Origin of the sequence: Streptomyces sp. NPDC057486 (genome assembly GCF_042802415.1) — a bacterium.
GTDB classification, from domain to species: domain Bacteria; phylum Actinomycetota; class Actinomycetes; order Streptomycetales; family Streptomycetaceae; genus Streptomyces; species Streptomyces yanii.
In genome coordinates this window covers 1-22,046 of sequence record NZ_JBHVEE010000161.1, presented here as the reverse complement: position 1 = coordinate 22,046, position 22,046 = coordinate 1, and the positions used below count along the sequence as shown (strand labels likewise).

The following is a 22,046-nucleotide window of genomic DNA, read 5'->3' as shown; positions in this document are numbered from 1 at the left end:
CCCGTTGACCGGGTGCACCGCCCCTTCCTGTTCCTTCCGCGCCCGGAGAAAGTCCGCTGTACACCGTCACCACCGAAATCGTCTCCGTCGCGCTGCTCCTCGCGGTGCTGGCGTTCGCCGTCGTACGCCCCGGAGGGCTGCCCGAGGCGACCGTTGCCGTACCCGCGGCCCTGCTGGTCGTCGTCATCGGCGCCGTGCCGTTCGCCGAGGCCCGGGCTCAGATCGGCGGCCTGCTGCCGGTGGTCGGCTTCCTCGCCGCCATTCTCGTGCTGGCCCAGCTCTGTGCCGACGAAGGACTGTTCGTGGCCGCCGGTCATCTGGTCGCCCGGCTCTGCCGAGGGCGGACCGGGCCGCTGCTCGGCGGGGTCTTCGTCGTCGCCGCGCTGATCACGGCCGTGCTCAGCCTGGACGCGACGGTGGTCCTGCTGACACCCGTCGTCCTCGCCACGGCCGCCCGCGTCGGCGCCCGTCCCCGCCCGTACGTCTACGCCTGCGCCCATCTCGCCAACTCGGCGTCCCTGCTGCTTCCCGTCTCCAACCTCACCAACCTTCTGGCGTTCACCGCGAGCGGCCTCTCCTTCACCCGCTTCGCCGCGCTGATGACCCTGCCGTGGCTGGCGGCGATCGCCGTCGAGTGCGTCGTCTTCCGCCGCGTCTTCGCCGCCGACCTGGCAGCGGGCGCGCACCCGCCGGAGCCGGACGAGGGCGGGCCCGGCGTCCCGGTGTTCACCCTCGTCGTGCTCGCCGCGACGCTGGCGGGCTTCGTCGTCACCTCGTTCGCGGGAGCGGAACCGCTGTGGGCGGCGCTGGCCGGGGCGACCGTTCTCGCGGTCCGCGCGCTGGGACAGCGGAAGACCACGGTCAAGGGGCTGGTGCACGCCGCTCACCCGCTGTTCTGTCTGTTCGTGCTCGCCCTGGGCGTCGTCGTCAAGGCGGTCGTCGACCACGGCCTCGGCACCGGGATCGGCGCACTTCTGCCCGACGGTTCGTCACTGCCGACGCTGCTGGCGGTGGCCACGGTGGCGGCGGTGCTCGCCAACCTGATCAACAACCTGCCCGCGATCCTGGCCCTGCTCCCGGTTGTCGCGGCGGCCGGACCGGGACCGCTGCTCGCCGCCCTGATCGGGGTCAACCTCGGCCCGAACCTCACCTACGTCGGCTCGCTCGCGACCCTGCTCTGGCGCCGCATCCTGCACGCCCACGGCGCCGCGCCCGAGCTCGGCCACTTCACCCGGCTCGGGCTGCTGACCGTACCGGGGACCCTGGCCGCGTCGACGCTCGCACTGTGGGGAGCGCTGCACACGATCGGCGTGTGACCGGCATCCTCACCGGGTAAGCGGGTTGGACTTTCCCGGGCGACCTCTTGGACGTTCACCGCCGGGCCGTGCGGTGGCCTTTCCGCAGCCACCTGACTTCATTAGCTTCCCGGCTGTAAGACCGGACTCGGGAGGCTCAACTTGACCACGGACATTTCACGGCGACGGCTCTTCGCACTCGGTGGCGGCGCGCTCGGCGTCGCGGCGGCCGGTTCGCTGCTGCCGCCGTCGCTGCAGGCCGCGATGGCCGCACAGCCTTCGCCTGCGGCGGGGTCCGGCGGCGGGCTCGGGGACATCAGGCATGTGGTGATCCTGATGCAGGAGAATCGTTCCTTCGACCACTACTTCGGGTCCCTGCGCGGCGTACGCGGGTTCGGCGACCGCAACGCCATCGAGCTGCCCTCCGGAAAGCCGGTCTTCGAGCAGCCGGGCGCGGCCGGCACCTCCGTGCTGCCCTTCCCGGTCCGGGACGCCGCCGCGACGCAGAAGAAGGATCTCCAGTACATCGGCGCCCTCGACCACTCCTGGAGCGGCGGCGGCAAGGCATGGGCCGGCGGCTGGATGAATGGCTGGGTGACCGCGAAGACGGCCGCCACCATGGCGTACTACGACCGGCGCGACATCCCGCTGCACTACGAACTGGCCGACACCTTCACCGTCTGCGACGCCTACCACTCGTCCATCCACACCTCCACCAGCCCCAACCGCAACCACCTGTGGAGCGGGAAGACGGGCTTCGAGGCGAACGGCAAGCGGGCGGTCGGCAACGACGCGTACAGCGAGGGAACCCATCCGGGGTACAACTGGTCCACGTACGCGGAGCGGCTGGAGAAGGCCGGGCACAGCTGGAAGACGTACACCGAGTGGGAGAACTTCACCGACAACCAGATCGAGTTCTTCGCCACCTTCAAGGCGATCGCCCGCAAGGCGCTGGCGAAGACCGGTGGCCACACCTACATGGAGTCCTTCTACGCGGCCGTCCGCGACACGGACGACGCGGCGGAGCGGGCCAGGCTGCTCGGTCTGCTGGAGGGCGGTGTCGCCACGCTGACGGACACGGAACGCAGCCTGTTCGAGCGGGCGCTGCGTCGGGTCGAGACCGGCACGCTGGCCGACGCGTTCGCCGCGGACGTGGCGGCGGGCACACTGCCCGAGGTCTCCTACCTGGTGCCGTCGGCGGTCGACTCGGAGCACCCGAGCGTCTCCTCCCCGATCCACAGCGCGACGATCGTCTACAAGGTCCTGGACGCGCTGGGCAAGCACCCCGATGTGTGGCGGCACACCGCCGTCATCATCAACTACGACGAGAACGACGGCTTCTTCGACCACGTCCCGCCGCCCGTGGCGCCGCCCGAGGTGACCGAGGAACAGTGGGACTCCAAGCCCACCGGCCTCGGCGTGCGGGTGCCGCTGCTCGTCGTGTCGCCGTGGACCGTGGGCGGCTACGTCTGCTCCGAGGTCTTCGACCACACCTCGGTGATCCGCTTCCTGGAGCGGTGGACGGGTGTGCAGGAGCCGAACATCAGCGACTGGCGGCGCACCGTCACCGGTGATCTGACCTCTGCGTTCGACTTCACGCGCGGGCTGCGCAGGCCCGAGGTCGAGCAGCCCGGCGCCATTCCGGCGTTCAGCGGACGCTGGCAGCCGAAGCCGCCGGCCGTCCAGCAGATGCCCGTACAGGAGCCCGGCGTCCGGCCCGCCCGCCCGCTGCCGTACCAGCCGGACGCCCAGTCGACCGTGGCGAACGGGGCGGTGCGGGTGGCCCTCAGCAACACGGGCCGTTCATCGGCACACTTCGCGCTGTACCCGTACGCGGGCGAGTTCTCCGTACCGCAGCACCAGGATGTACGGGGCACGGCGCAGTGGACGGTCCCCCTGACCGGCGACGCGTACCGGTTCACGGTGACCGGACCGAACGGCTTCCGACGCGAGTTCGCAGGACCCGCCACCGGCGGACCCGAGGTCGCCACCTGGATCGACGCCCACGAGCGCGATCTGCACGTCACCCTGCGCAACACGGGGCAGCGGACGCTCACCTTCACCGTCCGGCCGCTCGGGTACGTCGACGAGGCGGACCTGCGCGACTGGACCCGGACCATCAAGGTCAAGCCCGGCCGGAGCCGTACGGTCGTCCACTCGGCCGCCGACGCACACGGCTGGTACGACCTGTCCGTCTCCGTCGACGGGGACGACGTGTTCCGCCGCCGGCTGATGGGGCACATCGAGAACGGCCGGGCGAGCGTCTCGGGCTGACCGCCGGACACCACCGCGGACACGCCGAACCGCGCCGCGTGCCCGCCTGCTCGCCGCCGAACCGGGCGGCGAGCAGACCGTCCCGCTGACCTTCGCCCCGGTGGGCATGGCGCCGTACGTCGTCCGGCGGCGGGGCGCCGCGGTCGGGCGGGCCGCCGTCGACGCGCTCGGCGCCGCGGCGCAGGCACTGGAGACGCGGCCGTGCGAGCACGAGACGCATCCGTGTCCACGCCCCCGGCATCTGCCCCGCCCCCGAGAACGACGGCGGCTTCGGCAGCGAGCGGCGCACCTGTCCCGTCCGTCCCGCGGAGGCCGTGGCCAAGGGCATCGCCGAGATCCGAGATCGAGGAGCAGTACGAGGACGAGCTGCAGGCGGAGGAGGAAGCGGGGGAGGAGTCGCGGTGGGGCGAGGCGCCGGGGGGCGACGCGCGGTCGGTGTCCGGCGGCGCGTGTAGGGGAAATATCAGTCCCTGTGAGCATCGCCACGAAACGGGCAAAGGATCACTGCCGACTGCCAGAGTGACGATTCCAGGTCATGTGTTCTTTGCGGGCCGTTCATCAGATCTCCCGAAAAAGATCCACGAACCACCAGGGAGCACGTCCGTTGGCTGCCATCGCCCGCTGGTGCATCAGGCACCGTCTCCTCGCCGTCCTCATCTGGCTGCTCGCCCTCGGCGGGGCGGCCACCGCGGCGGGGTTCGCGGGGTCCGCCTACTCCAACAACTACGAGGTGCCCGGCACCGAGTCCGGGCGGGCGACCGAACTGCTGAAGAGCGGATTCACGGACCTCGGCGGTGACACCGACACCGTCGTCTGGCACACCACCGACTCCACCGTCCGGGCCGCCGACGTCCGGCAGGCGATGACCCGGACCCTCCACGCCATCGAGCAACTGCCCGGCGTCGGCGGCGTCACCGGGCCCTACGGGGGCTCAGGCGCGGGGCAGATCAGCGAGGACGGACACACCGCCTACGCCACGATCACCTTCGACCGGCAGGCCGACGACATCCCGGTGCAGCAGGCCCGGGCCGTCGTCGACACCGCGAAGGCGGCCGCCGGCGACGGACTCCAGGTGGAGCTGGGCGGCTCCGCCGTCGCCCTCACAGAGGCACCGTCCGCCCATCTCAGCGAGGCCGTCGGAGTGGTCGTCGCCGCGGTCGTCCTCTTCCTCGCCTTCGGCTCGCTCGCCGCCAGCCTGCTGCCCATCGCCACCGCCCTCGTCTCGGTCGGCACGGCGTACGCGGGCATCGTGCTGCTCGGGCATCTGATGACCGTCGCCGACTTCGCTCCCATGCTCGGCATGCTGATAGGCCTTGGCGTCGGCATCGACTACGCGCTGTTCATCGTCACCCGGCACCGCAGTGGACTGCGGCGCGGCATGTCGGTCGCGGAGGCGGCGCAGAACGCCGTCGCGACGACCGGGCGCGCCGTCGTCTTCGCCGGAGCCACCGTCTGCATCGCACTGCTCGGCATGCTCATCCTGCGGCTCGGGTTCCTCAACGGCGTCGCGATCGCCGCCTCGCTCACCGTGGTGCTCACCGTGGCGGCCTCGGTGACCCTGCTGCCCGCGCTGCTCTCCTTCATCGGGACGAGGGCGCTGAACCGGCGCGAGCGCAAACAACTCGCCGAGCACGGACCACAGCCCGAGCTGCCCACCGGTTTCGCCGCGCGCTGGTCGGCGTTTGTCGAACGCCACCCCAAACTGCTCGGCGCGGTTGCCGCCGTGGTGATGCTCGTCCTCGCACTGCCCACGTTCGCGCTCCACCTCGGCAGCTCCGACCAGGGCAACAACGCCGCGTCGTCCACCACCCGGCAGGCGTACGATCTGCTGGCCGATGGATTCGGGCCCGGCGTCAACGGCCCGCTGACCATCGCCGCGCAGCTCGACGGGGCCGACGACCGGCTCGCGATGGACGGTCTGCCCGCCACCCTCCGGGCCGTCGACGGTGTCGCTTCGGTCAGCCCCGTCACGTACAACAACAGCGGCGACGCGGCGTTCGTCACCGTCGTCCCGGCCTCGTCGCCGCAGTCGCGGGAGACCAGCGCACTCGTCGACCGGCTGCGCACGGACGTCCTGCCGCACACCGAGGAGAACACCTCGCTGCACGCGTACGTGGGCGGTGCGACGGCCGGCTACGACGACTTCGCCCGGATCATCATCGGCAAACTCCCGCTCTTCGTCGGCGCCGTCATCGGGCTCGGCTGCCTGCTCCTGCTGCTGGCGTTCCGGTCGATCGGCATCCCGCTGAAGGCAGCCGCGATGAACGTGGCCGCCGTCGCCTCCTCCTTCGGCGTCGTCGTCGCGATCTTCCAGTGGGGGTGGGGGAGCGAACTGCTGGGGCTGGGCAGCGCCGGTCCCATCGAACCCTTCCTCCCGGTCATCATGGTCTCCGTGCTCTTCGGCCTCTCCATGGACTACCAGGTGTTCCTCGTCGGCCGGATGTACGAGGAGTGGCTGGAGACCGGCGACAACCGGCGGGCGGTCCGGGTCGGCCTCGCCGAGACCGGCCGGGTGATCAACTCCGCCGCGGTGATCATGATCTCCGTCTTCCTCGCGTTCGTCCTCAGCGGAGACCGAGTCATCGCGATGTTCGGCATCGCACTTGCCGCCGCGGTCGCCCTGGACGCCTTCGTCCTGCGCACCCTGCTGGTTCCCGCCCTGATGCACATGCTGGGCGGCGCCAACTGGTGGCTGCCGCGTCGGCTGGACCGATGGCTTCCGCGCATCAGCATCGAGCCGCCCGACTGCCGGGCCCCGCATGCGAAAATTCTTTCGGCGCGCAGCAGCGAGGACGACGAACCGGCCGCGCAGCGCGTCCACTGACGAGGCAGTTGGAGGAGCACGATGTTCGCGGTATCCCTGGGTGACGACGGTGCGGAGCTGCGCCCGCTGGAAGTCTGGCAGGCGGAGGAGTTCCTCGCACACATCGACCGGGCCCGCGAGCTCGTCGACCCGTGGATCCCGTTCGCGGCCTTCGCCACCGATCTCGAATCGGCGCGCGCCCTGCTGCAGAGGTACGCCGACAAGCAGGCCGCCGACACGGGCCGGCTGTACGGCATCTGGCTGGAGGGCACGCTCGTCGGAGGCGTCCTCTTCCGGATCTTCGACACCGAGTCGGGGAACTGTGAGGTCGGCTGCTGGCTGGAGTCCGCGGGAGAGGGGCGCGGTCTGGTGACCCGGGCGGCGCGGAAGCTGATCGACTGGGCGGTCGAGGAGCGCGGGATGCACCGCGTGGAGTGGGTCGCGTCCTCCGCCAACACCCGCAGTGTCGCGGTCGCGAAGCGGCTCGGTATGACGCGCGACGGGGTACTCCGCGAGAGCTACCCGTACCGGGGGACGCGGCACGACTCGGAGATCTGGTCCGTGCTGGCCCCCGAGTGGCGCGCTCAGCAGGGCTGAGACGGGGCTGCTGCCCGGAGCGGGTCCGCTCCGGGCCGGACGCCCATTGTGTGAGCTCCTCTAAGAAGGTTCTCATCCGGGCCGCCTAGCGTGCGGCGCATGAACCCCACGACGTCCAAGACCACCGAAGCCCCCACCACCGAAGCCCCCACCACCGAGGCACCCGAAGCCACGGACGCGACGTCCGCCACGCCTGTGAAGGGCGCGTCGGACGCCTCCGACGAGGCGGGGGGCGAAGCCGAGGGCAGGCGGGTGCCGGGCGACGGTGACGGTCCCAATCACGACAGCGGCGCCGATACCGACTCCGATCCGGACCTCGACTTCGATCCGAAGGACGACGACGTCGACGGGGCGCCGTCGGGGCTCGGTGCTGCCGCCGCGGCCGTCGTCGCCGCCGGCCTCGGCGTCGTCGGCCTCACCGGGGCATGGTCGGGCCGGGTCGCCGCCGAGCGGGAGACCCTGCTGGGCCAGATGAAGACCGCCTCCGGTGGCTCCGTGGCCCAACAGATCTCCGAGATCTACGGCGACGCCTGGCACTCCACCGCCCTCGTCAACGGTCTCTTCGCGCTCCTCGCCCTGCTCGTCGGCGTCTTCGCCCTGGTCCGCCCGGCGTTCGGCGCACCCGCCAAGGACCCGCAGCCCGGCTGGGTCCGCGCCGTGGCGACCGCCGGAATCGCACTCGGTGTCCTCGGCGTACTGATCTCCGTCGGCATGTACTTCGACCTCATCGTCGCCCTGCCGACCGCGAGCGCAACCGGCTGAGACGGGCGGTCGGGCCGCAGCCGGGGCGGGTGATCGGGTCGCCGTGAGGGATGGCCGATCGGCCGGTACGCACCGACCGGCGCTCCTCTAAGGCATTCACCCGGGGGGCCTTGGTCCGGATGCGGCACCTGCCGCCTGCGACTAAGGCCCCCCGCCCCGCAGAGATGCGGAAGTCGCCCGATGCGGCGACACCCCCTGGAAGACGAAAGTAGAGGCACGGCAGAGGACGGGCCCGGCAGAACCGGGCCCGTCGCACCAACTGCCCCTCCACCGGCCCCCACCGGGCCGTCGACATCCAGGAGAACCACATGTACACGTACGACCTCCACAAGATCAGGGAAGCCGAACTTCTGCACCGGGCCGAGCGCGAGCGCGTCCTCCGACAGGTCCGCCGGGACCGCCGCGCCGCTCGCCGGACCGGACGCAAGGAGGACGAGGGGGTGGTGAGTTCGCTTCGGGACCGGTTCGTCCACGCCGCGTAACGGGCGTGCGATGAGCACCGATTTCCCTCTCGCCGTCACGGTGTCGCACCCATGTGCGATGCTCAGCGACGTGGAGACCAGGTCTGTCAGTCCCGTGTTCGTCGGTCGCGCAGGCGAACTCACCTCGCTCACCGATGCGCTCGTCCGCGCCACCGCCGGACACCCCGACAGCGCCGGGGCGCCCGGCGGAGAACCGCAGGCGCTGCTCATCGGTGGCGAGGCCGGCGTCGGCAAGACGCGGCTGGTCGAGGAATTCCTGATCGAGGCCGGCCGCCGCGACGCCGCCGTCGCCGTCGGCGGCTGCGTGGAGATCGGCGCCGACGGGCTGCCGTACGCCCCGTTCTCCACGGCCCTGCGCGCCCTGCGCCGCACCCTGCCCGACGAGATGGCCGCAGCCTGCGCCGGGCAGGAAGGCGAATTGGCCCGGCTTCTCCCCGAACTCGGCGAGGCCGACAGGGACGCCACCGACGAGCACGGCACCGCCCGGCTCTTCGAGCTCACCGCCCGGCTGCTGGAACGCATCTCCGCGGACCGGCCCGTCGTTCTCGTCCTGGAGGACCTGCACTGGGCCGACGCCTCCACCCGCCACCTCCTCGCCTATCTCTTCCGCACGCTGCGCAGCGGCCGCCTCGTGGTCATCGGCACCTACCGGGCCGACGACGTCCACCGCCGCCACCCCCTGCGCCCCCTCCTTGCCGAACTGGACCGCCTCCGCACCGTCCGCCGGATCGAACTCGCCCGGTTCAACCGCGCCGAGGTCCGTCGTCAGCTCACCGGCATCCTCGCGGCCACCCCCGAGCCCGCCCTCGTGGACGAGATCTTCGAACGCTCCGACGGCAACGCCTTCTTCGTCGAAGAGCTCGCCTGCAGCCTGGAGTGCGGCGACAGCGCCGGACTCTCCGACTCGCTCCGCGACCTTCTCCTCGTCCGCGTCGAAGCGCTCTCCGAGGATGCCCAGAAGATCGCCCGGGTCATCGCCGAGGGCGGCTCCACCGTCGAGTACGAACTGCTGGCCGCGGTCTGCGGACTGACCGAGGACGAACTCATCGAGGCGCTGCGCGGAGCCGTCGGCGCCAACCTGCTTCTCACCACCGGGGAGGGCAACGGTTACCGCTTCCGGCACTCACTGGTCCGCGAAGCCGTCAGCGACGACCTGCTGCCCGGCGAACGCTCGCGCCTCAACCGCCGCTACGCCGAGGCGCTGGAGGCCGACCCCACGCTCGTCCGCGCGGGCGAACGCGCGACGCGCCTGGCCAGCTACTGGTACGGCGCCCACGATCCGGCCAAGGCACTCCCCGCCGTTCTGAAGGCCTCCGTCGAGGCCCGCCGCCGCTACGCCTTCACCGAGCAACTCCGGCTGCTGGAACGCGCGATGGAGCTGTGGGACGACGTCCCCGACGAGATACGCCGCACCCTGCGCCCCATCGACTACGCAGAGGTCTACCCGGCCTGTGGCTGCGATCCCGAGACCACCCCGCTCCGCTATCTCGATCTGATGGCCGAAGCCACGGTCGCCGCCCGCTTCGGCGGCGAACGCGAACGCGCCCTCGCCATCTCCAAGAAGGCCATACGGGTCCTGGACGACGACCCCGACCCGCTGCGGGCCGCCTGGTTCTGGGTGCAGCGCTCCCGGCTGATGCAGGACCTCACCCGGGGCGACGGCTGGCAGGAACTGGCCATCGCCCAGGACCTGGTCCGTGGCCTGCCCCCGTCCGCCGTTCATGCCGACGTCCTCATGAGCGTGGCCGGATGGGGTGCCCTGCACCGCCCCGGCGCGGAGACGCTCGCCGCAGTCGACCGGGCCGTGGAGTACGCGCAGCTCGTCGGCGACGAGTACATCGAGCTCCACGCCCGGCTCACCCGCGGCTGGCTCACTGCCGATGCGGGCGGTATCGACGAGGGCATCGCCGAGATGTACGCCGTGCGCGACCGGGCCGATGAACTCCACCTGGTGGGCATCATGGGCCGCGCCAGCATCAATCTCCCCTCGACGCTCGAAGCCATGGGCCGCTCCCTGGAAGCGGTCGCCGCAGCGGATCACGGCATCGAGGTCTGCCAGAGCCACGGTGTCGCCGACATGGAGGTGTGGGTCCGCACCAACCAGGCGACGTCGTACTTCTCCCTCGGCCACTGGGACGAGAGCCGGGCGACCACGGAAACGGCGGCCCGCACCGCACAGTCCCGCAAGGCGCAGGGCCTCGTGGCCTCGCTCCGCACCGAGCTGGCTCTCGCCCGTGGCGACTTCGCCGAGGCCGAGGTCCAGCTCGCGCTCACTCAGCGGCACTTCGGTTCACGCGACCCGCAGCCCCAGCACCTCATCAACCCCGTTCGCCATGCCATGACTCTGGCCGTGCAGCAGGGGCGCCTCCCGGAGGCGCGGGCCGTCTTCGAGACACAGGCGGAGCAGGGCTTCCCGCCCGGCACCCAGCGGTACGCGCTGCCGCTCCTCCATACCGCCGCCGCGGCGGAGGCGGACGCCCGCGGGCTGCCCGCCATGGAGCCAGGCCGGCCTGCGGTCCTCGCCCTCATCCGCAAGCACCTGGGCCAGTTGCCCATGTTCGTCCCGGTCTGGGCCGCGTACGGTCTGCTGATCAACGCCGAGCTGGCCCGGGCGGAAGGCGCCGACACCCCTGAGCACTGGTCCCGCGCGGCCGCCGCCTTCGCCCCCCTCTCCCGCCCGTACGAACAGGCCCAGGTCCACCACCGCTGGGCGGAGGCCATCCTCGTCGCCTCCGGTGACCGTGCCACGGCGGCCGGTCTCCTGCGCGACGCCCACAGCCTCGCCGAGCGGCTCGGTGCGCGCCCGCTGACCGAGACCATCGAGCTGCTGGCCGGCCGTGCGCGCATCACGCTCGCCCCCTCCCCCGACGAGATTCCGGTCGCGGTCACCGTCCCGGCCGAGGCGGGCTCCACGGGTGGGGCCGCGGAGCGGGAGCACTCCGAGGACCAGCTCCAGGACGCGGCCGTCGCGGCCGTGGAGTCGTTCGGGCTGACGAGGCGCGAGCAGGACGTGCACCGGCTTGTCGCTGCGGGGCATACGAACCGGCGGATTGCCGAGGAGCTGTACATCTCGCCCAAGACCGCAAGCGTGCATGTCTCGAACATCCTTGCAAAGCTTGGTGTCTCCAGCCGCGGCGAGGCTGCGGCTCTGGCGCACCGCCTCCGCCTGTACCGGGGTTAGAGGAGCTCGGCGGGGCCGGTGCGGGGAACGGGTACCCGGGCCGTCCGGTGACCGTTCCGTCCTCAATCGCCGTGCGGGCCAGAGCGGCTTGAGGGGGCCTCGGTGTCCTCCGGGTCCTGAAGCGGGGATGACGGGGTACCTTCGGGTCCGGGGACGCGCACCGTCACCTTTCCCGAGCTCAGGTCTATCGGGCCGCGGGCGGGGTCGCCCGTGCCCAGATCCACCCGGGTCAGCTCCAGCCGCTTCTGTTCCTCCGCGGCGTGCTTGCGGCCCGGGGCGAAGAGTTCCTCGAAGAAGTTGAACACCGGATCGCACCCTTTCACCTGCTGTCGCCGCTACCGCACCCGGAGCACCAGGACTCTGTCGTCTCCCGGTTTCGGGGTGCCGCGGGTGTCCGTGTTGCTCGTGACCAGCCAGAGTCTGTCGCCGCCCGCGGCGAGCACCGTGCGCAGACGGCCGTACTTCCCTCGAAGGAACGACTGCGGGGCGGCCAGAGGTTCCCTGCTCGGGATGCCGGACAGCGGAATCCTCCAGAGCCGCTCACCGCGCAGGCCCGCCATCCAGATCGAGCCCCGGGCGAAGGCGATCCCGCTCGGGGATGCCTCGGACGGTCTCCACTGGGCCACGGGGTCGACGAAACCCGCCTTGCCCACCTTGCCCTCGTACTTCGGCCAGCCGTAATTCCCTCCGGGCACGATCTGGTTCAGCTCGTCCCAGGTGTCCTGCCCGAATTCGGACGCCCACAGCCGCTTCTGTCCGTCCCAGGCCAGACCCTGCACATTGCGGTGCCCGTACGAATACATCAGCGAGCCGGGCACGGGGTTGCCCGGTGCCGGTCTGCCGTCCGGGGTCATCCGCAGGATCTTGCCCGCCAGGGACTTCTTGTCCTGTGAGAGCTCCCTGGTCTGTCCCGTCTCGCCCGTGCCCGCGTACAGCATGCCGTCCGGGCCGAAGGCGATCCGGCCGCCGTTGTGGATGTAGCCCTTCGGGATGCCCCGCAGGATCGTGTGCGGTGCACCCAGCTGCCGGCCGGGGGCTCTGCCGGTCCCGTCGTACCGCATGCGGGCGATGCGGTTGTCGGACGCGGTCGTGAAGTACGCGTACAGCAGATGGTCCGTGCCGAACGCCGGGGAGACCGCGATCCCCAGCAACCCGCCCTCCCCGGCGGGCGACACGCCGGGCACCGTGCCCAGCAGTGTCTGCTTTCCCGTGCCGCCGTCGATCCGGGTGATCGTTCTCCTGTCGCGCGAGGAGACCAGCAGATCACCGCCCGGCAGCTCCGCCAGCCCCCATGGAGACGCGAGTCCCTCCGTCAGCGTCGACACCACCTTCACCGAGCCTTTCGCCGGCGGTGGCGAGGAGGGTGGCGAGGAGGGCGCCGAGGGCGCCGTGGCGGGTGCGCCCGTGGGGCGGACCTGTGTGTTTTCCGAGTCGTCGTTCGACGAGCACCCCGCGGACAGCAGTAGCGAGCCCGCAGCCAGCGCGGCCACCGCAGCGCGGCGCGCGCCCGGGGGGATGCGGGGGTGTCCCGCAGGGCTTCTCGGCGATCCGAATACAGCAATGCGCACAGCACCGGTCCCTTCGACGGCTGCCTGACTACTGTTCCTACACCGCAGCCCGGCCCCGGGTTCCGCAAGCACACGAACTTTTCCGGCAGGTGCCGGACCCGCGCACGCCCGCCCTCAGTCCCACGACCCCCGCGCCCGCGGCAGCCGCGCGATCTCGGCCAGATCCCGCGCCGTCAGCTCCAGTCCGGCCGCCCCTGCGTTCTCCACCGCCCATTGCTCCCGCTTCGTGCCCGGCACCGGCACCACATGCGGGCCCTGCCGCAGCACCCAGGCCAGCGCCACCTGGGCCGGAGTCGCCCCGTGCCGCTCGGCGACCCGGCGCAGTCCCACCACCAGCGGCTGGTTCGCCGCCATCATCTCGGCGGTGAACCGTGGATGCCTGGCCCGCAGATCGTCCGGCTCGAAGCCCTGGCCCGGCGTCAGCGTGCCCGTCAGGTAGCCGTTCCCCAGCGGCATCGCAGCCAGCAGGCCCACACCCCGCGCCTCGCACCACGGCAGCAGCGCGTCCAGCGCCTCCGGCGACCACACCGAGAGTTCCGCCTGGACCGCGCTCACCGGAAAGACCTGCTGCACCCGCTCCAGCTGCCGAATCGTTCCGTCATGCATCCGCGCCCCCGGCCGGCGCGAGGCCCGTGCGCCGACCGCACTCAGCCCGAGCGCCCGCACCTTCCCCGCGGTGACCAGCTCCGCCATCGCCCCCCAGGTCTCCTCCACCGGCACCTCGGGGTCGGCCCGGTGCAGGTGGTACAGATCGATCACATCGGTCTGCAGCCGGCGCAGCGACGCGTCACAGGCCCGGCGTACATAGCCGGGACGGCCATTGGCCACGATGTGCTGATCGCCCACCAGCAGCCCGCACTTGGTGGAGACGAACGCCTCGTCCCGACGCCCCTTGAGTGCCCTGCCGATCAGGAGCTCATTGGTGAAGGGGCCGTACATGTCGGCCGTGTCGAGCAGGTCGGCACCCGCGTCGAGCGCGGCGTGCACCGCCCGCAACGCACGGTCACCACGCTGCTGCGACGCGCTGTACGCCCAGTTCATAGGCATGCAGCCGAGTCCGACCGCACCCACGGCGAGCGCCGCCGCCCCGAGACTCCTGCGCTCCAACTCCCCGAACCCTCCTTGGTACCCCGCCCGGCGAGGCACTCGGCCCCGCCGTCAGGGGGCCGCACCGCACCCAAAAGTAACCTCTGCCGCCCGGCGGGCTTCGCATAGCCTCCTGACCATGACTTCTACAAAGACTCCCGACGTATGGCTGCCGATTCCGGCCGACGAGATCGAAGGACTCCCCCAGGGTCTCAACTATCGGTTCTGGGACGGCGAGCAGGACTTCCCCGCCGATCCCGCGGACTGCGCTTTCTATGTCGTTCCCTACATGAAGGGCCCGGAGATCGCGGTCCGCCCGCTCGCCGGGATGGAGGCCGTGCAGGTCGTGCAGACGCTCTCCGCGGGCATCGACCATGTCCAGCCGGGGCTCGGCCGGTTGCCCGCCGGGGTGCGGCTGTGCAACGCCAAGGGTGTCCACGAGGCCTCGACGGCGGAGCTCACCCTCGCCCTGATCCTCGCCTCGTTGCGCGGCTTCCCCGGATTCGTCCACGGACAGGACAAGGAGGAGTGGCGTTCCGGCTTCTACCCGGCGCTCGCGGACAAGTCCGTACTGATCGTGGGGTACGGATCGATCGGCGCCGCCATCGAGGACCGGCTCGTGCCCTTCGAGTGTGCGCGGGTGGCGCGCGTCGCGCGCTCCGCACGGACAACTGCGCGCGGCCCCGTGCACACGCTCGACGACCTGCCCGCGCTGCTGCCCGAGGCCGACATCGTCGTTCTGTCCACCCCGCTGAACGCCTCCACACAAGGGCTGGTGGGCGCCGAATTCCTGGCCGCGATGGCGGACGGCGCGCTGCTCGTGAACGTCGCGCGCGGTGGCGTCGTGGACACCAAGGCCCTGCTGTCCGAACTCGAGTCCGGCCGGCTGCGCGCCGCCCTCGATGTCACCGACCCCGAACCGCTGCCCGCCGGCCATCCCCTCTGGCATGCTCCGAACGTGCTGATCACACCTCATGTGGGAGGCAGCACCTCGGCATTCCTGCCGCGTGCCAAGCGCCTGCTGGCCGGCCAGCTCACCCGGTTCGCAGCGGGGGAGCCGGTGCAGAACGTTGTACTCACCACCGGCTGACCACGCTGCGGATCCGTTCCGTAGCGCACCGTGTCGACAACTCCCCGAATAGTCACGGAGAGTAGAGGCACTATGTCCCTGTGTGACGAGTCTGGTGTATCGTCCCGGATGGGGGGCTGGGCTGTGGAAGGGGCGGTACCGGGGTGGCAGCGGAAGGTGAGGGGGGCGACGGGCGATGTATCGCCGATGGACGAACGATCCGACGCGACAGGGCGGTCGGCGGCGACCGCCGGGCCGGCCGCCCCGCCGGGCCCGCGCCCATCCGATGACATCGGGCGCACCCCGGTGAGCGCCCCGGCAAGCGCACTCGGGGCGCTCCTCTCCCGGCAGCCGGCCGCCGGCGGTGCCTGGGGGCTGGTCTCACAGCTCCTCCTCGGCCTGGTCTGCGGTGGTTACGCCGTGGGGGCGGCGCTGGGTTGGGGTTCGCCCGAACTGGCGCTCGTCATGGGTGACTTCGGCCTCAGCGGTGCCGCCCTGATCGCGGCTGTCTCCTGTTTCCTCTACGCGCGCGCCGCGGAGAACCGCTTCCGGCCCGCCTGGCTGCTGTTCTCGCTCTCCTCGCTGATGGCCGCCGGGGGAAACGCCGTCTGGGGGTGGTACGAGGTCGTGCTCGGGCTCCCGGTGCCCAGCCTGTCCCTCGCCGACGCCTTCTACCTCTGCTTCGCCCCGCCCGCGATCGTCGGACTGCTCGTCCTCGCCAAACGCCCCTCCACCCGGGCCGGCTGGGTCTGTCTCGTACTGGACTCCTGGCTGATCGGCGGATCGCTCCTGACTCTGTCCTGGAGCCTCGCCCTCGCCCACGCCGCGCACCTCGCGGACGTCGGAGGGACGAGCGTGGCCCGCGTGGCGCTCTCGCTGGCCTATCCGCTGCTCGACATCGTGCTCGTCTCCATGGTCCTCGCCCTGCACTTCCGGCGGTCCCGCGTGAACCGCTCCGCGGTGAACACCGCCATCGCTGCGCTTGCCCTGACCGTCCTGTCGGACGCGCTGTTCACCTCGCCGCTGCTCCGCCAGACCTACCACTCCGGCCAGTTGCTGGACGCCGGATGGTTCGCCGGGTCGCTGCTCCTCGCGTACGCCCCCTGGGGTGCGAACCGGACCTCGGACAACGCTGTCCAGCAGCGCCCCGCCGCGCGTGCCACCAGCCGCCCGATCGCCGGTTCGCTGGCCGCCCTGACGCCGTATCTCGCCGCGGCCGTCTGCACCCTCGGCATCCTCTACAACGTCATCGAGGGCCGCAGGTTGGACCGCGTCGTGGTGTTCACCGGCTGCACGGTGGTGCTCGCCCTGGTCGTCCGGCAGGGCATCATGCTCGTCGACAACATCGCCCTCACCCAGGAGCTGGCGCAGAAGGAGAACCACTTCCGCTCCCTGGTCCAGGGCTCCAGCGATGTCATCATGATCGCCGCACCCACCGGCATACTCCGGTACGTCAGCCCCGCCGCCTCCGGGGTGTACGGGCGCGAGGCCGACGACCTGATCGGTGCCGAGCTCGCCTCGATCATCCACCCCGAGGACCTGGGGCGCGTGGTCCACGAGGTGCGGCGGTTCCTGGCCGCCCCACCCAGCGAGGAACCCACCACCCGGATCGAGTGCCGGTTCAGGTCCGGCACCGGTGACTGGCTCAATGTCGAGTCCACCGTCAACCGCCACCAGGGCGGGCTGATCCTCAACAGCCGGGACGTGACCGAACGGGTCCGGCTCCAGGCCCAGCTGCAGCACAACGCCGAGCACGACCCGCTCACCGACCTGCCCAACCGCGCCCTGTTCACCGACCGGGTCCGGCAGGCCCTCGGTGGCCGCCGCTCCGGCGACCCCGGCACCGCGGTGCTCTTCATCGACCTCGACGGCTTCAAGGCGGTCAACGACCGGCTGGGCCATCAGGCGGGCGACGAGCTGCTCATCCAGGCCGCCCGCCGCCTCCAGGAGTCCGTACGGGTGGGGGACACCGCCGCCCGCCTCGGCGGCGACGAGTTCGCGGCGCTGATCCTCGGCGACGGCACCCGGGACCAGTCGGCGCGTGAGTACCAGGTCCACGAGATCGCCGACCGGCTGCGCCTCACGCTCTCCCGGCCCTACCGGATCGGAGGCGGCGAGGTCCGGGTCGCCGCCTCCATCGGCGTCGCCTTCGCCGAGCCCGCCATCACCCCCACCGACCTCATGCGCAACGCCGATCTCGCCATGTACCGGGCCAAGGCGGGCGGCAAGGACCGCGTGGAGCTGTACGCTCCGCAGATGCAGGCCGACGTGGCGCATCGCTCGGAGCTCGCGGCCCGGCTGCGCACCGCGCTGCGGGACGGCGAGTTCGCCCTGCTCCACCAGCCCGTGATCCATCTCGCCACCGGCAATGTCGCCGCCGTCGCCGCACAGGCCCGCTGGCGCTCCGCCCAGGGCATCCTGTTCACCCCCGCCGAGTTCCTCCGTGTCGCCGAGGACAGCGACCGCACCGCCGAGCTCGGTCGCTGGCTCCTGGAAGAGGCCGTCGAGCAGGCCGCGGACCGGGCCAGAGCCGGGCACCACGTCTCCGTGGCCGTCCGGCTCTCCGCCCGCAGACTGCTGGACAGGGCGATGCCGTTCGGCTCCGTCGAGGCCCTCCTCACCCGCTACAGCCTGCCTTCGGGGGCGCTGATGATCGAGGTCTCCGACAGCGACCCCCGGGTCTCCTTCGACGAGCTCGAACAGCGCCTCGTCGCTCTGCGGCGGCTCGGCGTACGGATCGCGCTCGACGGCTTCGGCAGCGGTTACGCCGCGATCAACGCGCTGCGCCGGCTCCCCATCGACGTCCTGAAACTGGACCGCGGCCTCGTCGAGGGCGTCGTGGAATCCGCCCGGCTGCACAAGATCACCAGTGGGCTGCTGAGGATCGCCTGCGACCTCGGTCTCCAGTCCGTCGCCGACGGTGTCGACGTGCCGGAGCAGGTCCTCGCGCTGCGCGCCATGGGCTGTACGCACGGGCAGGGAATGGCCTTCTCGGGGCCGCTGGACGAGTACCGGCTGCGCCGAGCACTGGCCCGCGGCGAGTTCCCGGTGCCCGGTGGTCCGGTTGCTCAGCCCGTCCTGGCAGGCGGCTCGATCCCGCTCCTCAGCGGCTCACATGGTGAGACGCCCGTCCCACCCACTTGACACGTTGGGCGCGTCGGAGAGAGGGTCAATGCCATGCGCACCCGAATTCTCGTACTTGGAAAGCGCGTCGGCTGAAGCAGAGTCCCTCGTTGACACTCTGCAGACCGCACCGGCGCGCTCCCCTCGCTTGCCTCACGGCACGAGGGGTTTTTTGTTGCACCGGCACACCCCAAAACCCCGCAAAAACCCTCAGCTTCGAGAAGAGAATGCCGATGACCGAGCAGGCCACCGGGGCCCACCATCCCCAGCCGCGGGCCCGTAGCGGCGGATCGTCCCCCGCCACCGTTGAGCACGTCACGGGTGCGCAGTCCCTCATCCGGTCTCTTGAGGAGGTGGGGGCCGACACGGTATTCGGCATTCCCGGCGGCGCCATCCTTCCGGCGTACGACCCGATGATGGACTCCAGCCGGGTCCGTCATGTGCTGGTCCGCCACGAGCAGGGTGCGGGCCACGCCGCCACCGGCTACGCGCAGGCCACCGGCAAGGTCGGTGTCTGCATGGCCACCTCGGGCCCCGGCGCCACCAACCTGGTCACTCCGATCGCCGACGCGCACATGGACTCCGTCCCGCTGGTCGCGATCACCGGCCAGGTCGCCTCGCAGGCGATCGGTACGGACGCCTTCCAGGAGGCCGACATCTGCGGCATCACGATGCCGGTCACCAAGCACAACTTCCTGGTCACCCGCGCCGAGGACATCCCGCACACGATCGCCGAGGCCTTCCACATCGCCTCCACCGGCCGTCCGGGCCCCGTCCTCGTCGACATCGCCAAGGACGCCCTGCAGGCACAGACCACGTTCAGCTGGCCGCCGACCCAGGACCTGCCCGGCTACCGCCCGGTCACCAAGCCGCACGCCAAGCAGATCCGCGAGGCCGCCCGGCTCATCACCCAGGCCAAGCGTCCTGTGCTGTACGTCGGCGGCGGCGTCATGAAGGCCGGCGCCACCGCCGAACTGAAGGTGCTCGCCGAGCTCACCGGAGCGCCCGTCACCACCACCCTGATGGCGCTCGGTTCGTTCCCCGACAGCCACCCGCTGCACGTGGGAATGCCGGGCATGCACGGTGCGGTCACCGCCGTCACCGCGCTGCAGAAGGCCGACCTGATCGTCGCCCTCGGAGCCCGTTTCGACGACCGCGTCACGGGCAAGCTGGACAGCTTCGCCCCGTACGCAAAGATCGTCCACGCCGACATCGACCCGGCGGAGATCGGCAAGAACCGCGCCGCCGACGTGCCGATCGTCGGTGACGCCCGCGAGGTCATCGCCGACCTCGTCCAGGCGGTCCAGGCCGAGCACACCGACGGTCACGTCGGCGACTACTCCGCCTGGTGGAAGGACCTCAACCGCTGGCGCGAGACCTACCCCGTCGGCTACGACCTGCCGGAGGACGGCAGCCTCTCGCCGCAGCAGGTCATCCAGCGCATCGGTGAGCTCGCCCCCGAGGACACGATCTTCGCGGCGGGTGTCGGTCAGCACCAGATGTGGGCCTCGCACTTCATCCAGTACGAGAAGCCCGCCACCTGGCTGAACTCCGGCGGCGCCGGAACGATGGGCTACGCGGTCCCGGCCGCGATGGGCGCGAAGGCCGGCATGCCGGACCGTACGGTCTGGGCGATCGACGGCGACGGCTGCTTCCAGATGACCAATCAGGAACTGACCACCTGCGCGCTCAACAACATCCCGATCAAGGTCGCGATCATCAACAACGGTGCGCTCGGGATGGTCCGCCAGTGGCAGACCCTGTTCTACAACCAGCGGTACTCCAACACCGTGCTGCACTCCGGCGCCGACACCGAGGGCACCCCGGCGAAGGGCACCCGGGTTCCGGACTTCGTCAAGCTGTCCGAGGCCATGGGCTGCTACGCGATCCGTTGCGAGGACCCGGCCGACCTGGACAAGGTCATCGCCGAGGCCAACTCCATCAACGACCGCCCCGTCGTGATCGACTTCATCGTCCACGAGGACGCCATGGTCTGGCCGATGGTCGCCGCCGGCACCTCCAACGACGAGGTCATGGCCGCCCGCGGTGTCCGCCCCGACTTCGGCGACAACGAAGACGACTGAGAGACAGAGAGAGACCGACTCCATGTCCAGCAAGCACACGCTCTCCGTCCTGGTCGAGAACAAGCCCGGTGTCCTCGCCCGGATCACGGCCCTGTTCTCCCGCCGCGGCTTCAATATCGACTCACTCGCGGTCGGTACCACCGAGCATCCCGACATCTCCCGCATCACCATCGTCGTGAATGTCGAGGACCTGCCGCTCGAGCAGGTGACCAAGCAGCTCAACAAGCTGGTCAACGTACTGAAGATCGTCGAACTCGAGCCCTCCGCTGCGATCCAGCGTGAGCTCGTCCTGGTGAAGGTCCGCGCCGACAACGAGACCCGCTCCCAGATCGTCGAGATCGTTCAGCTGTTCCGCGCCAAGACCGTGGACGTCTCTCCGGAGGCCGTCACGATCGAGGCGACCGGCGGAGCCGACAAGCTGGAGGCGATGCTCAAGATGCTGGAGCAGTACGGCATCAAGGAGCTCGTCCAGTCCGGCACCATCGCCATAGGGCGCGGCGCGCGCTCGATCACCGATCGTTCCCTGCGCGCACTCGACCGTACGGCCTAGCCGACACCCCCTCGCCGCTCGTATGGCGAGACCCGAAAACGTTTCTGACGCACCCCGCCGTACGGTGGGACGCAACACCTGCACACCAAGGAGAAGACCCAGTGGCCGAGCTGTTCTACGACGACGATGCCGACCTGTCCATCATCCAGGGCCGCAAGGTCGCGGTCATCGGCTACGGCAGCCAGGGCCACGCCCACGCGCTGTCGCTGCGTGACTCGGGTGTCGACGTCCGTGTGGGTCTGCACGAGGGCTCCAAGTCCAAGGCCAAGGCCGAGGAGCAGGGTCTGCGCGTGGTGACCCCGTCGGAGGCCGCCGCCGAGGCCGACGTCATCATGATCCTCGTCCCGGACCCGATCCAGGCCCAGGTCTACGAGGAGTCCATCAAGGACCACCTCAAGGACGGCGACGCGCTGTTCTTCGGCCACGGTCTGAACATCCGGTTCGACTTCATCAAGCCTCCGGCCAACGTCGACGTCTGCATGGTCGCCCCGAAGGGCCCGGGCCACCTGGTCCGCCGTCAGTACGAGGAGGGCCGCGGCGTTCCCTGCATCGTGGCCGTCGAGCAGGACGCCTCGGGCAACGGCCTGGCGCTCGCCCTCTCGTACGCGAAGGGCATCGGCGGTACCCGCGCCGGCGTCATCAAGACGACCTTCACCGAGGAGACCGAGACCGACCTGTTCGGTGAGCAGGCCGTTCTCTGCGGTGGTACCGCCGCTCTGGTCAAGGCCGGTTTCGAGACCCTGACCGAGGCCGGCTACCAGCCGGAGATCGCGTACTTCGAGTGCCTCCACGAGCTGAAGCTCATCGTCGACCTCATGTACGAGGGCGGCCTGGAGAAGATGCGCTGGTCCATCTCGGAGACCGCCGAGTGGGGCGACTACGTCACCGGCCCGCGGATCATCACGGACGCCACCAAGGCCGAGATGAAGAAGGTCCTCGGCGAGATCCAGGACGGCACCTTCGCCAAGAACTGGATGGCCGAGTACCACAACGGTCTGCCCAAGTACAACGAGTACAAGAAGGCCGACAGCGACCACCTGCTGGAGACCACTGGCCGTGAGCTGCGCAAGCTCATGAGCTGGGTCAACGACGAGGACGCGTAAGCCGCCTGCCCGAGGGGCCGGAGCATCCCGCTCCGGCCCCTTCGGCGAACTCCGGGTAACGTCGGGTAG

Annotated in this window: 15 protein-coding genes; 12 read left to right on the top strand and 3 right to left on the bottom strand. The window is 70.7% G+C overall.

All coding sequences use genetic code 11. The features are described 5' to 3' along the window. The first annotated feature begins 77 nt into the window (after nt 1–77). The 7 genes from ACFU6I_RS41975 to ACFU6I_RS41945 all read left to right on the top strand — a co-directional run bounded on the left by ACFU6I_RS41975 (nt 78) and on the right by ACFU6I_RS41945 (nt 11,394). Nucleotides 78–1,316 carry an SLC13 family permease gene (locus ACFU6I_RS41975; RefSeq protein ID WP_384377803.1) on the top strand — a complete coding sequence of 413 codons (1,239 nt, stop codon included), beginning with the start codon at nt 78–80 and terminating at the stop codon, nt 1,314–1,316. Between the two features lie 141 nt (nt 1,317–1,457). Then, on the top strand, nt 1,458–3,569 hold the full coding sequence (locus tag ACFU6I_RS41970) for a phosphocholine-specific phospholipase C (protein ID WP_384377800.1): 2,112 nt from the start codon (nt 1,458–1,460) through the stop codon (nt 3,567–3,569). Between the two features lie 604 nt (nt 3,570–4,173). Then, on the top strand, nt 4,174–6,393 hold the full coding sequence (locus ACFU6I_RS41965; RefSeq protein WP_384377797.1) for an MMPL family transporter: 2,220 nt from the start codon (nt 4,174–4,176) through the stop codon (nt 6,391–6,393). A gap of 21 nt (nt 6,394–6,414) precedes the next feature. Further along, complete coding sequence (locus tag ACFU6I_RS41960; protein ID WP_384377794.1) at nt 6,415–6,969, top strand: GNAT family N-acetyltransferase; 555 nt, start codon at nt 6,415–6,417, stop codon at nt 6,967–6,969. Between the two features lie 99 nt (nt 6,970–7,068). Next, nucleotides 7,069–7,731 (top strand): hypothetical protein, encoded by a 663-nt coding sequence (locus tag ACFU6I_RS41955; RefSeq protein WP_384377791.1) that lies wholly within the window; start codon nt 7,069–7,071, stop codon nt 7,729–7,731. 308 nt (nt 7,732–8,039) lie between these two features. Beyond that, a complete protein-coding gene (locus tag ACFU6I_RS41950; RefSeq protein WP_384377788.1) occupies nt 8,040–8,213 on the top strand; it encodes a hypothetical protein in 174 nt (57 codons plus the stop codon). Between the two features lie 58 nt (nt 8,214–8,271). Then, entirely contained in the window at nt 8,272–11,394 is a 3,123-nt protein-coding gene (locus tag ACFU6I_RS41945; RefSeq protein WP_384377785.1) for an AAA family ATPase, read from the top strand. Nucleotides 11,395–11,456: 62 nt separating this feature from the next. On the opposite strand, the gene ACFU6I_RS41940 is transcribed toward ACFU6I_RS41945, so the two are convergent. The 3 genes from ACFU6I_RS41940 to ACFU6I_RS41930 form a co-directional block, all read right to left on the bottom strand. Then, entirely contained in the window at nt 11,457–11,699 is a 243-nt protein-coding gene (locus tag ACFU6I_RS41940) for a DUF6191 domain-containing protein (RefSeq protein ID WP_384377782.1), read from the bottom strand. Between the two features lie 30 nt (nt 11,700–11,729). Next, on the bottom strand, nt 11,730–12,962 hold the full coding sequence (locus ACFU6I_RS41935) for a PQQ-dependent sugar dehydrogenase (protein WP_384377779.1): 1,233 nt from the start codon (nt 12,960–12,962) through the stop codon (nt 11,730–11,732). Between the two features lie 114 nt (nt 12,963–13,076). Further along, the gene (locus ACFU6I_RS41930; protein WP_384377776.1) at nt 13,077–14,069 is read right to left on the bottom strand and encodes an aldo/keto reductase; all 993 of its coding nucleotides are present in this window, start codon (nt 14,067–14,069) and stop codon (nt 13,077–13,079) included. Nucleotides 14,070–14,187: 118 nt separating this feature from the next. On the opposite strand from ACFU6I_RS41930, the gene ACFU6I_RS41925 reads away from it, so the two are divergent. The 5 genes from ACFU6I_RS41925 to ilvC all read left to right on the top strand — a co-directional run bounded on the left by ACFU6I_RS41925 (nt 14,188) and on the right by ilvC (nt 21,977). Continuing rightward, on the top strand, nt 14,188–15,138 hold the full coding sequence (locus tag ACFU6I_RS41925; RefSeq protein ID WP_384377773.1) for a 2-hydroxyacid dehydrogenase: 951 nt from the start codon (nt 14,188–14,190) through the stop codon (nt 15,136–15,138). 186 nt (nt 15,139–15,324) lie between these two features. Beyond that, nucleotides 15,325–18,261 (top strand): putative bifunctional diguanylate cyclase/phosphodiesterase, encoded by a 2,937-nt coding sequence (locus ACFU6I_RS41920; protein WP_384377770.1) that lies wholly within the window; start codon nt 15,325–15,327, stop codon nt 18,259–18,261. A 206-nt stretch (nt 18,262–18,467) separates the two neighbouring features. Beyond that, the gene (locus ACFU6I_RS41915) at nt 18,468–20,324 is read left to right on the top strand and encodes an acetolactate synthase large subunit (RefSeq protein WP_345510182.1); all 1,857 of its coding nucleotides are present in this window, start codon (nt 18,468–18,470) and stop codon (nt 20,322–20,324) included. Between the two features lie 22 nt (nt 20,325–20,346). Continuing rightward, entirely contained in the window at nt 20,347–20,874 is a 528-nt protein-coding gene (gene ilvN, locus ACFU6I_RS41910) for an acetolactate synthase small subunit (protein WP_266981212.1), read from the top strand. A 101-nt stretch (nt 20,875–20,975) separates the two neighbouring features. After that, complete coding sequence (ilvC, locus tag ACFU6I_RS41905; RefSeq protein WP_345510181.1) at nt 20,976–21,977, top strand: ketol-acid reductoisomerase; 1,002 nt, start codon at nt 20,976–20,978, stop codon at nt 21,975–21,977. The last annotated feature ends 69 nt before the right edge of the window (nt 21,978–22,046 follow it).